The 13,477-nt window shown below is 59.6% G+C and carries 14 protein-coding genes; 7 read left to right on the top strand and 7 right to left on the bottom strand.

Going from position 1 to position 13,477, the window contains the following annotated elements:
• Positions 1-42: 42 nt before the first annotated feature.
• On the bottom strand, positions 43-1,644 hold the full coding sequence (locus ACOQFT_RS11070) for a BCCT family transporter (RefSeq protein ID WP_421597980.1): 1,602 nt from the start codon (positions 1,642-1,644) through the stop codon (positions 43-45).
• A gap of 3 nt (positions 1,645-1,647) precedes the next feature.
• Here ACOQFT_RS11070 and ACOQFT_RS11065 point away from each other — a divergent pair, with 3 nt between their 5' ends.
• Positions 1,648-2,460, top strand: a complete 813-nt coding sequence (locus tag ACOQFT_RS11065) for a hypothetical protein (protein ID WP_421597979.1) — start codon at positions 1,648-1,650, stop codon at positions 2,458-2,460.
• A 119-nt stretch (positions 2,461-2,579) separates the two neighbouring features.
• Positions 2,580-4,730: a polyribonucleotide nucleotidyltransferase gene (pnp, locus tag ACOQFT_RS11060; protein ID WP_421597978.1), complete on the top strand. Its 2,151-nt coding sequence runs from the start codon at positions 2,580-2,582 to the stop codon at positions 4,728-4,730.
• 101 nt (positions 4,731-4,831) lie between these two features.
• Here pnp and ACOQFT_RS11055 read toward each other — a convergent pair whose 3' ends face one another.
• Positions 4,832-5,290, bottom strand: a complete 459-nt coding sequence (locus tag ACOQFT_RS11055; protein WP_421597977.1) for a hypothetical protein — start codon at positions 5,288-5,290, stop codon at positions 4,832-4,834.
• Between the two features lie 411 nt (positions 5,291-5,701).
• Between ACOQFT_RS11055 and ACOQFT_RS11050 the strand changes: the two genes are divergently transcribed.
• Together ACOQFT_RS11050 and ACOQFT_RS11045 are read left to right on the top strand one after the other, a co-directional pair.
• Entirely contained in the window at positions 5,702-6,391 is a 690-nt protein-coding gene (locus tag ACOQFT_RS11050; protein ID WP_421597976.1) for an outer membrane protein, read from the top strand.
• 70 nt (positions 6,392-6,461) lie between these two features.
• A complete protein-coding gene (locus ACOQFT_RS11045; RefSeq protein ID WP_421597975.1) occupies positions 6,462-7,193 on the top strand; it encodes a glycosyltransferase family 25 protein in 732 nt (243 codons plus the stop codon).
• A gap of 70 nt (positions 7,194-7,263) precedes the next feature.
• Here ACOQFT_RS11045 and ACOQFT_RS11040 read toward each other — a convergent pair whose 3' ends face one another.
• The gene (locus ACOQFT_RS11040) at positions 7,264-7,914 is read right to left on the bottom strand and encodes a peroxiredoxin (RefSeq protein ID WP_421597974.1); all 651 of its coding nucleotides are present in this window, start codon (positions 7,912-7,914) and stop codon (positions 7,264-7,266) included.
• A 184-nt stretch (positions 7,915-8,098) separates the two neighbouring features.
• Between ACOQFT_RS11040 and ACOQFT_RS11035 the strand changes: the two genes are divergently transcribed.
• Positions 8,099-9,538 carry an aldehyde dehydrogenase family protein gene (locus tag ACOQFT_RS11035; protein ID WP_421597973.1) on the top strand — a complete coding sequence of 480 codons (1,440 nt, stop codon included), beginning with the start codon at positions 8,099-8,101 and terminating at the stop codon, positions 9,536-9,538.
• A gap of 213 nt (positions 9,539-9,751) precedes the next feature.
• On the opposite strand, the gene ACOQFT_RS11030 is transcribed toward ACOQFT_RS11035, so the two are convergent.
• Complete coding sequence (locus ACOQFT_RS11030; protein ID WP_421597972.1) at positions 9,752-10,603, bottom strand: methylated-DNA--[protein]-cysteine S-methyltransferase; 852 nt, start codon at positions 10,601-10,603, stop codon at positions 9,752-9,754.
• Between the two features lie 118 nt (positions 10,604-10,721).
• Between ACOQFT_RS11030 and nth the strand changes: the two genes are divergently transcribed.
• Both nth and ACOQFT_RS11020 read left to right on the top strand, forming a co-directional pair.
• A complete protein-coding gene (nth, locus tag ACOQFT_RS11025) occupies positions 10,722-11,366 on the top strand; it encodes an endonuclease III (RefSeq protein WP_421597971.1) in 645 nt (214 codons plus the stop codon).
• Positions 11,363-12,352, top strand: a complete 990-nt coding sequence (locus ACOQFT_RS11020; RefSeq protein ID WP_421597970.1) for an adenosine kinase — start codon at positions 11,363-11,365, stop codon at positions 12,350-12,352. The genes nth and ACOQFT_RS11020 overlap by 4 nt, the downstream gene beginning before the upstream one ends.
• 110 nt (positions 12,353-12,462) lie before the next feature.
• Here the strand turns inward: ACOQFT_RS11020 and ACOQFT_RS11015 are convergent, their stop codons facing one another.
• Genes ACOQFT_RS11015 through ACOQFT_RS11005 form a run of 3 tightly spaced genes read right to left on the bottom strand, consistent with a single transcriptional unit; the run spans position 12,463 to position 13,474 of the window.
• Complete coding sequence (locus ACOQFT_RS11015; RefSeq protein ID WP_421597969.1) at positions 12,463-12,879, bottom strand: DUF547 domain-containing protein; 417 nt, start codon at positions 12,877-12,879, stop codon at positions 12,463-12,465.
• Complete coding sequence (locus ACOQFT_RS11010; RefSeq protein ID WP_421597968.1) at positions 12,855-13,190, bottom strand: hypothetical protein; 336 nt, start codon at positions 13,188-13,190, stop codon at positions 12,855-12,857. Before ACOQFT_RS11010 ends, ACOQFT_RS11015 begins: the two co-directional genes overlap by 25 nt.
• Positions 13,187-13,474 (bottom strand): hypothetical protein, encoded by a 288-nt coding sequence (locus tag ACOQFT_RS11005; RefSeq protein WP_421597967.1) that lies wholly within the window; start codon positions 13,472-13,474, stop codon positions 13,187-13,189. The genes ACOQFT_RS11010 and ACOQFT_RS11005 overlap by 4 nt, the downstream gene beginning before the upstream one ends.
• Between the last annotated feature and the right edge of the window lie 3 nt (positions 13,475-13,477).

Raw genomic sequence — 13,477 nt, 5'->3', positions numbered from 1 at the left:
CGCCGAATTGGCGGGCGTTTCGATTTTCTCAGGCCGTACCCCTTACATCTTTGCCCGTTCCGACTTTAGCGCCAGCCACAGGCAGTAGCACATCATCAGAACCACCAGCGTAAACGGAATGCCCGTCGAAACCGCCGCGCCCTGCAGGGCCGAGAGGCCTCCGCCCAGCAACAATGCGATGGCAACGAGACCCTCCAGCGTACACCAGAACACGCGCTGGATCACCGGGGCGTCCATCTTGCCGCCTGCGGTGATCGTATCGATCACCAGCGAGCCCGAATCCGACGAGGTGACAAAGAACACCACGATCAGGATCAGCGCGATGGGGGCGATGATGCCGTAGAGCGGCAGTTCCTTCAGGAACCCGAACAGCGCGCCTTCGGGGGCGTAGCTGTCGATCACCGTGGCCCGGACACCTTCAGCTCCGCCCGCGTTCAGCATGTCGATTGCAGCACCGCCAAAGGTCGACATCCATAGGGCGCAGACCGCCGTGGGTGCCAGCAGGGCGCAGATCACGAACTCGCGCACCGTGCGACCTTTGGAAATGCGGGCGATGAACATGCCCACAAACGGCGACCACGCGATCCACCAGGCCCAGTAGAAGGTTGTCCAGCCGTGGAAATAACTGGTGTCCTCTCGTCCGAAGGGGTTCGAAAGCGCGGGCAGTTTGGTTACGTAATCCACCATCACGTTTGCATAGCGTGCAATGGCCGTGCCGACGCCGGTGACAAAGATGACAAAGATGAACAGGCCGACGGCCATGATCATGTTGATCTCACTCAACCGTTTGACGCCCGCGTCCATGCCCATCAGGACCGATCCCATCGCGATCAGCGTGATGCCGATGATCAGGAAAACAGTTACGGTCGGGCTGGGTTCGATGCCGAATACCTCGTACAGACCCGAGGCCACTTGTTGCGCGCCCAGACCCAACGAGGTTGTCAGGCCGAACAGCGTGGCAAACACCGCCAGCGTATCGATGGCATGGCCCCACCAGCCCCAGACACGCTCGCCCAGCAATGGGTAGAACGCAGACCGCAAGGTCAGCGGCAAATCGAGGTTATAGGCAAAAATCGCCAGGCTGAGGCCGACAGCGGCGTAAACCGCCCAACCTTCCAGGCCCCAATGGTGAATGGTGCCCACAACACCGGCATATTCATTGCCCGGAACCGCAATATCGATGCCCAGGGGGACGGCATTCCCGCCCTCGGCAAAGTTGTAATAGACCGGCTCCATCACACCGAAGAACAGCAGACCAATACCAATACCGGCCGCGAACATCATCGCGATCCAGCCGGCATAGGAGTAGTCGGGCTTGGCATCCTTGCCGCCAATCCGGACCTTGCCGACTGGCAAAATAATCAGCGCCAGACAGAACAGGGTGATTGCGTCAACCGACAGGACCAGGAACCAATCGAACGTGCTGGTCAGCCATGGCCTGAGCCAGCCAAAGAACGACGCCGCGGCCTCCTGATTGGCCAATGCGATCAGAACGAAGGCAAAGATCAGGATACTGGATATCAGGAAGACCGGATTGTGAATGTCCAGGCCGAACGGGCGGACGTTATCCTGCCCCAGTTCGTATTCTGTTTCGAAGTCATAGATCCGCGGATCCGGATCCAGCATTTTCTTTGATTGAGCCATTCGATGCCCCTCTGTTCGCCAGATGCAAACGCCAAGGTATTCGTGCGGCCGACGGATGTGAGTGTTCTGCCCCTGGCGCGTTTCCGTCCATTCGACCGCAGGTTCAGTGGTAAGAGCTTACACTGCAATCACTTTTTCGCAAAACGCATTCACGAACGGGAATGTATTTACCTTTCGGCACCCCCCCTGCATACAACTCTCCATTTATTGGTTTCGCGCTTCGGTACTTCGGTGATTTTGACAGGCACGTCCCCCATGGCGCTAATCCTCAACTCTCTTTTGCTGTCGTTCCGCGTGATGTTGCGCATGATCGTCCCGGTCCTTGTGATCAGTATCGCCTCAACCGTTATCTGGGCGGTTTTGGGTCTTTTCACGCTTGGCATGGCCAGCTACGTCAGTGAGCCGATCACAACCGCCTTTTTCACCCTGTTTGGCATACGCGCAGCGCTGGAACTGAAAGGGGATACACGACATACGGATTACCGGGCTATGGCTTTGTATGCGGTGATGTACGAGTTGTTCTGCGCGGCGGCGCTGACCGTTCTGACGCTTGTGGTCAATTTGTCCGCAATGGCTTTTGCCATGTGGCAGGTCAGAGAGCCTCTTTCATGGGCCGCAATTCAGGATGCCGCAGACACCACGCAAATCGCATTTGCATTCATTGCCTTGGGCAGCAGTATAATCGTGATGTCCTTTGTGTTGGCCGCGTTCTATGCAGTCATGGCCGTACCCATGGCCAGCGCTGTACTTTCCGCTGGTCACCGCGCGGTTTTGCTTTCCTTTGACCGCAATCTCATGTATGCGCGCGATATCTGAGACGTTGTGCCCTGACCCCGGCACTCAGACGAAAGCTAAAATGGGGTCGGCGGCAATGGGGCCGCCATGCAAAACGGGAGACCCGGAGGGCCGGGAGTGCTCCCTTCTAGGATACGCATATGTTTGATGTAACAAAGAAATCTATGCAGTGGGGCGAAGAGACGCTCACACTGGAAACCGGCAAGGTTGCCCGTCAGGCCGACGGCAGCGTGATCGCCACACTGGGTGAGACCAGCGTCATGGCGAACGTGACCTTTGCACGGGCTCAAAAGCCGGGTCAGGACTTTTTCCCGCTGACCGTCCACTATCAGGAAAAATACTATGCCGCCGGTAAGGTTCCGGGTGGCTTCTTCAAGCGCGAGGCGCGCCCGACCGAGAAAGAGACGCTGACCGCGCGTCTGATCGACCGTCCGATCCGCCCGCTGTTCGTTGATGGCTTCAAGAACGAAGTTCTGGTGATGTGCACCGTGCTGAGCCACGATCTGGTCAACGACCCCGACATCGTTGCGATGATCGCGGCCTCGGCTGCTCTGACCATCTCGGGCGCGCCGTTCCGTGGCCCGATCGCCGGTGCCCGCGTTGGTTTCGAAGATGGCGAATACGTTCTGAACCCGACCGTGGACGACATGCAGGACCTGCGCCTGAACCCTGAACAGCGTCTGGATCTGGTTGTTGCCGGCACCAAAGACGCCGTGATGATGGTGGAATCCGAAGCCTATGAGCTGTCCGAAGCGGAAATGCTGGGCGCGGTGAACTTTGCGCACGAGCAGATCCAGCCGGTCATCGACCTGATCATCTCGCTGGCCGAAGACGCCGCAAAAGAGCCGTTTGACTTCCAGGCGCCGGATTATTCCGAGCTGTCCGCCGCCGTAAAAGCCGCCGGTGAAGAGCAGATGCGCGCCGCATTTGCCATCACTGACAAGCAAGAGCGCACCGCTGCTGTTGCCGCTGCGCGTGAAGCAATCAAGGAAGCGCTGACCGAGGAACAGCTGGAAGACGGCAACCTCGGTTCGGCGATGAAAAAGCTGGAAGCCGGCATTCTGCGCGGCGACGTCGTCAAAGGCGGCAAGCGGATCGACGGTCGTTCGACCACCGATATCCGTTCGATTGTGGCCGAGACCTCGATGCTGCCCCGGACCCACGGGTCTGCCCTGTTCACCCGTGGTGAAACACAGGCGCTGGCCGTGACCACGCTGGGCACTGGCGACGATGAGCAGTTCATCGACGCGCTGCATGGTAATTTCAAATCGAACTTCCTGCTGCACTACAACTTCCCGCCCTATTCGGTTGGCGAAGTTGGCCGCGTTGGTGGCCCCGGCCGTCGTGAGATCGGCCACGGCAAGCTGGCATGGCGCGCCCTGCAGGCGGTTCTGCCTGCGGCAACCGATTTCCCCTACACGATCCGTATCGTGTCGGAGATCACTGAATCCAACGGCTCGTCCTCGATGGCGTCGGTCTGCGGCGGCTCGCTGTCGATGATGGATGCGGGCGTTCCGCTGAAAGCGCCGGTTGCCGGTGTGGCCATGGGTCTGATCCTGGAAGATGACGGCGAATACGCCATCCTGTCCGACATTCTGGGTGACGAAGACCACCTGGGCGACATGGACTTCAAGGTTGCGGGTACCGAAAACGGCATCACCTCGCTGCAGATGGACATCAAGGTCGCGGGCATCACGCCCGAGATCATGGAGAAAGCCCTGGCGCAAGCCAAGGACGGCCGGATGCACATCCTGGGTGAGATGGGCAAAGCCCTGTCCGAGACCAACGAATTCTCGGTCCACGCGCCGCGCATCGAGACCATGAACATCCCCACCGACAAGATCCGCGAAGTGATCGGCTCGGGCGGCAAGGTTATCCGCGAGATCGTGGAAACCTCGGGTGCCAAGGTCGACATCAATGACGACGGCGTCATCAAGATCGCCTCGCCCGATGGTGAATCGATCAAGAAGGCCTATGAGATGATCCACTCGATCGTGGCCGAGCCGGAAGAGGGTCAGATCTACACCGGTAAAGTGGTCAAGATCGTCGACTTCGGTGCCTTCGTGAACTTCTTTGGCAAGCGCGACGGTCTGGTCCACGTGTCCCAGATCGAAAACCGCCGCCTGAACCATCCGTCGGACGTTCTGAAGGAAGGTCAGGAAGTAAAGGTCAAGCTGCTGGGCTTTGACGATCGCGGCAAGGTCCGCCTGTCGATGAAAGTTGTCGATCAGGAAACCGGCGAAGAGATCGTTCCCGAGAAGAAAGAAAAGAAAGAAGAAAGCGCAGAGTAATCTGCCCTCTCTTATGACAACGAAGGCCCCGGTTTTGCGCCGGGGTCTTTTTTTGAACGTTCAGGTGTGTGCACTCACAAACCCAACCCGCCTGAGAAACGCTAGCTTTTAGCGGAACCTAAGCACCGGGTTGTACCGCTTCCTCGCTTAAGCTCGGAGAATACCACACGCGCGCTGCGCCCATCCGATAAACTGCCCGTGCCTTTAACCGGAACAACAAAATCACCTTCAGGGATGCGCTCAGTTTTATAACTCCCAATAATCCCGTTGGAGCACACAAATTCACCAGATATCCGGCGAGAAATTCCCGCTGAGTATTTGCCCGAGCAAACGGTTTCTTCGGTCTGCAGACAAAAGTCGCCGCCGGGTCGGCCACCGCTGAACCACGCCACGCCGGACACGGCGGACCCATCTGACAAATTGCCGGAAATCTCGTTGTAGAAACCGGAAAACTCAACGTTCCGCTCGACACGCTCGTCAACCTTCTCCGTGGCGCACCCGGACACCAAGGCCACCGTTGCAGCCACAACTAAAGTGTTTTTTCTGAGAAGATACGCCACGCCGTTCGCTTACCTCTTAATTCCTCGCTGGTCAAAAGTTATAATTTTGTACGCACGCACCCAGATATTTCACGGCAACACCAGAGACAAGTGCCTTATACCGCGCCGAAAATCTTACATCAGCAGATCGTTTAGGCCGGCAAAAATAGTGTTATCCAAACCGTGTGGTCTATCGTATGATCAACATTTCTTGTTGATTGAAACTGCTGCCCAAATAGCCAATCACAGCCATATCTGGTCGCTCGGACCTGGCCGCAAGACACTTTGGCGGAGGCGATTTGTGGCCGCGCAAGTTTATTCACTCACACAGCCCTAAAAACCTGTGAAACGAAGTGATGGCCCAGCGCCTTTCTTTCCCGCCAACATCGCCCACATGTGCACCATACCGAACTCGGAACGAAGGACATGGTTATGGTTACGCGCCTCATTTTGGCCTCGGCGGCCCTGACGGTCAGCGCATCGTCACTGGCCGCGCAAAGCTTGTCAGAAGGCCTGTATATTCAGGGCTTTGCCGGTTACAGCCAGCTGCAGGACAGCGACTTCAGCGGCACGGTCAACGGGTCGTCGCAGTCGGTGGATACGGATTTTGACGCCGGTTACGGGCTGGGCGTTGCGATTGGCACCGAGATCCCGCAATGGTCCAACGACCGGATCGGCACGCGGGTTGAACTGGAACTGTCCTATCGCGACAGCGACGTGGACGGGGTGAATTTCTCGGGCAACGGACCGGGCGCCGAGGGCAACATCTCGGGTGATGTCACGCAGACCTCGCTGTTTGCCAACGTGCTGGTCGATTTCAAACGGGCCGGAGCCTTCACCCCCTATGTCGGCCTTGGGCTGGGCGCCACCTATACCAATGTGGATTTCTCCTATGGGCCGGGCGTGACTTTGGATGACAGCGATACGAACTTTGCCGCGCAGGTCATCGCCGGTGTCGCCTACGAGATCGATCCGAACATCGCGCTGACGCTGGACACCCGCTATTCCCGCGCCTTCGACGTCTCGTCCGAACGCCTGGCCCCCAACGGTGCCCGGACCGGCACGGTCGAAGACGATATCGACGTGTTCAGCGTCAATGTCGGCCTGCGCTACGGATTCTGAATACCCTGGGGCAAGAGTTTCTCTCCGGTTTCTCTTCCCCCGCATGTTCCCGTGTTCTATGCACGGGGACATGCGTTCCTTTGTCATCCATATGTCTTCCAGCATGGCCCGGCGGCCCAATGCCGACCAACTGTGCGCCGACCTGCCCAATGCCGAACTGTTCGAGGCCGTGAACGGCCGCGACCCGGACCAGATCGCCGGGGTTCAGCTGTATCCGGGCAACCTGCACCGCCCCCACTACCCCTTTGCCCTGCGCCCGGCCGAAATCGGTGTCTTCGAAAGCCACCGCCGTATCTGGCGCAAGCTGGTCGAGGAAAAGATCGATCTGGCCATCATCACCGAGGATGACCTGCGTATCGACCCCACCCGCATGGCCCAGGCGCTGGACATGCTGGCCCCGCTTGCCACGCCCGATCACTATATCCGCATCCCGGTAAAACAACGCGAAGCCCCGGCCCAAACCCTGGCCGAGCAAAGCGGGCTGCGCCTGATCCTGCCCAAGGTGATCGGCCTGCAATGCGTATGCCAACTTGTGGGCCGCCGCGCCGCCGAACGCCTGCTGGCCGCAACCAATCAGATTGACCGACCTGTGGACACCTTCCTGCAAATGCACTGGCTGACCGGCCAGCCCATCCATGCATTGCAAGGCAGCGGCAATCAGGAGGTTGCGGGCGAAATCGGAGGCTCGACCATCCAGACCAAACCACCACTGTCAGACAAGCTGACCCGCGAGGTCAAACGCGCAATCTACCGGGCGCAACTCCACCTGCACCCACAGCGCCTGCCTGCTTCATCTGGCTGAAAATATCCTCGGGGGGAATCGCGCCCATGGCGCGATGGGGGGCAGACAGCCCCCCTGACCCGACCCCGGCTTACGACGGCGCCTTGGTCTTGCGCAGATAGGGGAAGATCGTCTCGAACTCGCCGAACTTCGCTTTTGCTTCGTCGTTCGACACCGCAGGCGGAATGATCACATCCTCACCCGGCACCCAGTTTGCCGGTGTGGCGACGCCCTTGGCCGACATCTGCAACCCGTCCAGCGCGCGCAGAATCTCGGCAAAGTTCCGACCTACGGTCATCGGATAAGTCATCGACAATTTCAACTGCTTGTCCGGTCCAATGATAAAGACCGACCGCACGGTGGCACTGTCTGCGGGGGTCCGGCCATCGGGCAGATAGGCCTCGGCGGGCAGCATATCAAAGGCCTTGGACACGGCCAGACCGTCATCGGCGATGATCGGGAAGCCGGGATTGGCCTTGCCGTATTCTTCAATGTCCTTCTTCCACTTCTTGTGATCCTCGACATTGTCCACCGATACGCCGATCACCTTAGTATTGCGCGCCGCCCATTCGTCATTCAGCTGCGCCACGGCCGAGAACTCGGTTGTGCAGACAGGGGTAAAGTCCTTGGGGTGCGAGAAAAGGATGGCCCAGCTGTCGCCAATCCAGTCGTGGAACTGAACGGTGCCCTGATCCGTTTCTGCGGTGAAATTCGGAACCGTGTCATTAATGCGCAAACCCATGGCAAATCTCCTCTCTTGTGAAAAACCCGAGTCGGTTGCCGTAAACCTAAACACTTTGCGCAATTGTTAAACCATCTAGATCCGCGAAAAAATTTGATCAAATTACCGCTTGCCGTGCCCCAACCCCGATGCCAGAGTAGCCCCGACACACCGGGTTCGGACGGTTCGCACAGGAGGATGCGCCATGATCGAAAAACGCGATTTCTATATCAACGGTCAGTGGACCGCCCCGTCGGCTGCCAATGACTTCGAGGTAATCAATCCCTCGACCGAGGAGCCCTGCGCAGTAATCTCGCTGGGCGCGCAGGTGGACACGGACGCCGCCGTCGCCGCCGCCAGGTCCGCCCTGCCCGGCTGGATGGCCACACCAGTCGCGGACCGGATCGCACTGGTCGAAAAACTGGTCGAGATTTACCAGACCCGGACCGAGGATCTGGCACAGGCAATGTCGCTTGAGATGGGCGCGCCGCTGGATCTGTCGCGCAGCGCGCAGTCGGGTGCCGGGATGTATCACCTGCAGAACTTCATCCGCGCTGCCAAGGCGTTTCAGTTTGACCGCCCGCTGGGCGATCACGCCCCCAATGACCGGATCATCTTTGAAGCCGTCGGCGTCGCCGCCCTGATCACGCCGTGGAACTGGCCGATGAACCAGATCACGCTCAAGGTCGGCGCGGCGGCGATTGCGGGGTGCACCATGGTGCTGAAACCCTCGGAACAGAGCCCGCTGAACGCGATGATCTTTGCCGAGATGATGGATGAGGCCGGCTTTCCGCCCGGCGTATTCAATCTCGTCAACGGCGATGGTGTCGGTGTGGGCTCGCAACTGTCGTCGCATCCGGATGTGGATATGGTCAGCTTTACCGGATCAACCCGCGCAGGCACGGCGATTTCCAGGGCGGCTGCGGATACGCTCAAGAAGGTGCATCTGGAACTGGGCGGCAAGGGCGCGAATGTGATCTTCGCCGATGCGGATGAAAAGGCGGTCAAACGCGGCGTACTGCACATGATGCAGAACACCGGCCAAAGCTGTAACGCCCCCAGCCGCATGCTGGTGCAGCGCCCGATCTATGACAGGGCGGTTGAGACAGCCGCTACGGTGGCAAACATGGTCAAGGTCGGACCGGCGCTGGAAGAAGGCCGCCATATCGGCCCGGTGGTGAACGAGGTCCAGTGGACCAAAATTCAGGACCTGATCCAGAAAGGCATCGACGAAGGCGCCCGTCTGGTCGCGGGGGGTACCGGTCGACCCGAGGGTCTGAACAAGGGCTTCTATGTCCGCCCCACTGTCTTTGCCGACGCCAACAACCAGATGACCATCGCGCGCGAGGAAATCTTTGGCCCGGTCCTGACCATGATCCCCTTCGACACCGAAGAAGAGGCGGTCGAGATCGCCAATGACACGCCCTATGGCCTGACCAACTATGTCCAGACACAGGACGGTGCGCGGGCCAACCGCATGGCCCGCGTATTGCGGTCGGGCATGGTTGAAATGAACGGCCAGTCGCGCAGCGCCGGGTCTCCGTTCGGGGGGATGAAACAGTCCGGGAACGGGCGCGAAGGCGGTGTCTGGGGATTGGAAGATTTCCTGGAAGTCAAAGCTGTCGGCGGCTGGGCCGCGGAATAGACCTGCCCTCTAAGCGCTACAGATCGGACGAGGCATAACGCCTCGTCCCTTTTTACTCCGGGCGCAAGATCAGGACGGGGTTCGCATTGCCATCCGCGCGCCGTGAAAGGGCAACAGATGAGTTTCAACAGGGTTTCACCAAAGCCAAGGGCCGCGAACGGCAGGAGACCCAAACCTGTCGTGACATGTGGCACCGGCAACGCGTTCTGTCAATCAGGCATCCGCCTGAGCGGCCTCGAAGGCCAGCATGGCGCGTTTGACCGGCAGGCCCCAGTGATACCCGCCCAGACCGCCGGATTTCCGCAGCGCGCGGTGACAGGGGATCAGCCAGCTGACCGGGTTGCGCCCGACCGCTGTGCCCACAGCGCGCACCGCCTGTGGCGACCCAACCCGTTCTGCGATCTCGGAATAGGTGGTCACCTGACCGGATGGTATGTGCATCAGCGCCTCCCACACTTTGATCTGCAGGGGTGAGCCGATCAGGTACAAGGGCGTCGGTTCCAGCCGGTCGCTGACAGACCCGAAGGCGCTCAGCACCCAGGGGCGCAGGCGCATCGGGTCTTCGACAAACTCTGCCTGTGGCCAGCGCGAGAGCATGTCCTCCATCGCCTCTTCCTCGCCGGTTTCGGCGCCGAAGGCCATGCCGCAGATGCCCTTGTCAGTGCCCATCACCAGCGCCGGGCCAAAGGGGCTTTCGAACCAGCCCCAATAGATCGTCAGACCCGCGCCCTTGCGGGCGTATTCGCCGGGGCTCATCGATTCCCATTTCAGGAACAGATCATGCAGACGGCCAGAACCGGACAGCCCAACATTATGGGCAGTTTCCAATGTCGTGAACCGTTCGCGCAGCAGTGCCTTGGCATGGCCCAGCGTCAGATATTGCTGATAGCGTTTCGGTGACACGCCAGTCCAACGTGAGAACAGGCGCTGGAAATGCGCCGGGCTCATGTCCATTTGGCGGGCCAGCTCATCCAGGCTGAGGGGTTCTCCACCCTGATCAATCAGCTCGATCGCGCGCCGCATGACGTTGTAGTGATAGCCGCTTTCGGGGGTCTGGACGTTCATGTCTTTCACCTCATTGTCTTTGGTAAACCATAGCGCGCAGGTCACGCCCAAGCGACCCGGAACATGCGCATTGGCTTTGGGCTTGTGTCATGGGTCCACGGGCGGCATTAAGGCTCGGATGGCAAAGCAACTCGATTACCACACGATCCGCGAGATCTTTACGCGTTTTCAGGACGCCGACCCCGAACCCAAGGGTGAGTTGGAGCATGTGAACGTCTACACCCTGGTTGTGGCGGTGGCGCTGTCTGCGCAGGCCACCGATGCGGGCGTCAACAAAGCCACCAAAGAGCTGTTCAAGATCGCCGACACGCCGCAAAAGATGCTGGATCTGGGCGAAGAGGGCTTGATCGAGCATATCAAGACCATCGGCCTGTTCCGGCAGAAAGCCAAGAACGTCATCAAACTCAGCCGCATTCTGGTCGAGGACTACGGCGGTGAGGTCCCCAATTCCCGCGCCGCGCTGCAATCGCTGCCCGGGGTGGGCCGCAAGACGGCCAACGTGGTGCTGAACATGTGGTGGCGCTATCCGGCGCAGGCCGTGGACACCCATATCTTCCGCGTCGGTAACCGTACCGGCATTTGCCCCGGCAAGCATGTGGACGCGGTCGAACGCGCCATCGAGGATAACATCCCAACCGATTTCCAGCTCCATGCGCATCACTGGCTGATCCTGCATGGCCGCTATCACTGCAAAGCCCGCAAACCCATGTGCGGCACCTGCATCATCCGCGATCTCTGCGAATTTGAGGACAAGAACCTATGAAGACCTACCAATTGACTGGCATCGGCAATGCCGTTGTGGACGTGATTTCCCAGGCCGATGACAGTTTTCTGGAGCTGATGGGCATCGAAAAAGGCATCATGCAGCTGATTGAGCAGGAGCGCGGCGAAGTTCTGTATGCCTCAATGGAAGGCCGGGTGCAGACGCCGGGCGGGTCCGTGGCCAACACCATCGCCGGGGCCGGTGCGCTGGGTCTGGACGCGGCCTTTATCGGCCGGGTGCATGATGACGCTCTGGGCCGGTTCTACGCGGATGCGATGAACGAGGATGGTGTGGATTTCGTCAATCCGCCGGTGCCGGGCGGAGAGTTGCCGACCTCGCGGTCTATGATCTTCGTTTCGCCGGATGGGGAACGGTCGATGAACACCTATCTGGGGATTTCGTCGGAACTGTCGTCCGAAGATGTTTCCGAGGACGTGGCAGGCAACAGTCAAATCATGTTCCTTGAGGGCTATCTGTTTGACAAGGAAAAGGGCAAGGCGGCCTTTCTTGAGGCCGCGCGAAACTGCCACAAGGGCGGCGGCAAAGCAGGTATCGCCATCTCCGACCCGTTCTGCGTGGAACGCCACCGGGTCGATTTCCTGCTGCTGATCGAGAACGAGCTGGACTTTGTCATCGGCAACGAGGCCGAAATCAAGTCACTGTTCGAGACCGACGATCTGGAAGAGGCGCTGGCAAAGACCGCCGAGATTTGCCCGCTTGTCGTCTGCACCCGCTCGGGCGACGGGGTGACCGTTCTGCATGGTGGTCAGCGCATCGACGTGCCAGTGGAAAAGGTGGTTCCGGTGGATGCGACCGGCGCGGGCGATCAGTTTGCTGCCGGGTTCCTGTTTGGCATGGCCACGGGCCGCGACTATGAAACCTGTGCCAGGATCGGCAATGTCTGCGCCCGCGAAGTTATCAGCCATATCGGCCCGCGGCCCGAAGCAAACATGCAGGAGTTGCTGCGCGCCGAAGGGTTGCTCTGACCTTTCAGAACGCCGCAGCAGCGTCGTTCAAGGCCCAGTTGTATTTATAAGCATTGACGCGCGCGGTGTTCTGCAACCGCGCGCACATCGGGATCGGCCACTGTCTGGAGTTAATTCAGAACTGCCTGCTCGTTGGCGCCGAAATCTTCACGAAACCAGGTATAGATCTTTGACAGGATCAACCGCCCGCGCGCGTCAAACCGAACCCCACGCGGATCGTTGACATAGGCGCGTTCGGCGGCGGCAAAGTCACGTTCCAGCGTTTTGACCTGCCAGGCGCGGTTCATCAGATTGGGGCAGCGCACAGCAGCGCAGTTCAACGCGTAGTGGATGCGCGGTTCGTTGAACGTGGGCCGGATGATGCGAAGCTCGATATCGTTCAGGGTCAGCATTTGCCCCGAGACCTGTACCAGCGGGCGGCTCCAGAGCCCGATCGAAATCGGCCCGTCCTTGATGTCGCGGATCGAGGCAACGGGGTAATTCTCGAGGATCACATCCACCGTCATGGCGTTATAAGGTTGATCCAATAGGCCAGTTGCTGATCGCGGGTCAGCCGTGTTGGGTCAACGGCTTGCAGGTCAACCAGATACCCGTCCAGCCGCGCCGTGTCCGGCTGCGTCACCTGCCCATAGGCCACCCGGTTCACACCCTGGGCATCGGGCGCGACATATCGGGACAGGAACGCCGTCCAATCCCGGTGATCGACTTGCTGGCCCGGCGCAGAGGCAAAGCGGTTCAGCGTTTGCCCCGGCAACACCTGAGGCGCAGGTAAAGCCAGACGTTGGACGCTGGCGCAGGCGGCCATCAGCGGCAGCAGCAGGATCAGCAGCTTTTTCATGAGGCGTCCTTCCGTGCCTGACGCACGGCCCGCATCTGCCCCTTTAACCGATTGAGCGGCGCCAATGCGGGGTCGCTCAGATCGGGCAAGTCGGAATACGCAGACATTCCGGGCACTGCTGCGTTCCACCATCTTGGCCCGGTGGATTCGTCGATCCGGTCCGGGCTGGCCAGATGCTGATCTCGCTGGGCGTTGTGTACACACATCGACAAGGGGCCGTTCGCCGTGGCCACCATGAATACGCAAGAGGCGCAGCGGTCGACCTGCAACGCATCCGCTGCCATGAA

This window comes from Ruegeria sp. MALMAid1280, assembly GCF_049195285.1.
Taxonomy (GTDB): domain Bacteria; phylum Pseudomonadota; class Alphaproteobacteria; order Rhodobacterales; family Rhodobacteraceae; genus Ruegeria.
Note: the sequence above shows the minus strand (reverse complement) of the source record. Positions and strands in the feature narration are given on the sequence as shown.

Excerpts from the sequence above, each read along its gene's own strand:
- ACOQFT_RS11070 (WP_421597980.1), bottom strand. The coding sequence starts at position 1,644 with ATGGCTCAATCAAAGAAAATGCTGGATCCGGATCCGCGGATCTATGAC.
- ACOQFT_RS11065 (WP_421597979.1), top strand. The coding sequence starts at position 1,648 with ATGCCCCTCTGTTCGCCAGATGCAAACGCCAAGGTATTCGTGCGGCCG.
- pnp (WP_421597978.1), top strand. The coding sequence starts at position 2,580 with ATGTTTGATGTAACAAAGAAATCTATGCAGTGGGGCGAAGAGACGCTC.
- ACOQFT_RS11050 (WP_421597976.1), top strand. The coding sequence starts at position 5,702 with ATGGTTACGCGCCTCATTTTGGCCTCGGCGGCCCTGACGGTCAGCGCA.
- ACOQFT_RS11045 (WP_421597975.1), top strand. The coding sequence starts at position 6,462 with ATGCGTTCCTTTGTCATCCATATGTCTTCCAGCATGGCCCGGCGGCCC.
- ACOQFT_RS11040 (WP_421597974.1), bottom strand. The coding sequence starts at position 7,914 with ATGGGTTTGCGCATTAATGACACGGTTCCGAATTTCACCGCAGAAACG.
- ACOQFT_RS11035 (WP_421597973.1), top strand. The coding sequence starts at position 8,099 with ATGATCGAAAAACGCGATTTCTATATCAACGGTCAGTGGACCGCCCCG.
- ACOQFT_RS11030 (WP_421597972.1), bottom strand. The coding sequence starts at position 10,603 with ATGAACGTCCAGACCCCCGAAAGCGGCTATCACTACAACGTCATGCGG.
- nth (WP_421597971.1), top strand. The coding sequence starts at position 10,722 with ATGGCAAAGCAACTCGATTACCACACGATCCGCGAGATCTTTACGCGT.
- ACOQFT_RS11020 (WP_421597970.1), top strand. The coding sequence starts at position 11,363 with ATGAAGACCTACCAATTGACTGGCATCGGCAATGCCGTTGTGGACGTG.
- ACOQFT_RS11010 (WP_421597968.1), bottom strand. The coding sequence starts at position 13,190 with ATGAAAAAGCTGCTGATCCTGCTGCTGCCGCTGATGGCCGCCTGCGCC.
- ACOQFT_RS11005 (WP_421597967.1), bottom strand. The coding sequence starts at position 13,474 with ATGGCAGCGGATGCGTTGCAGGTCGACCGCTGCGCCTCTTGCGTATTC.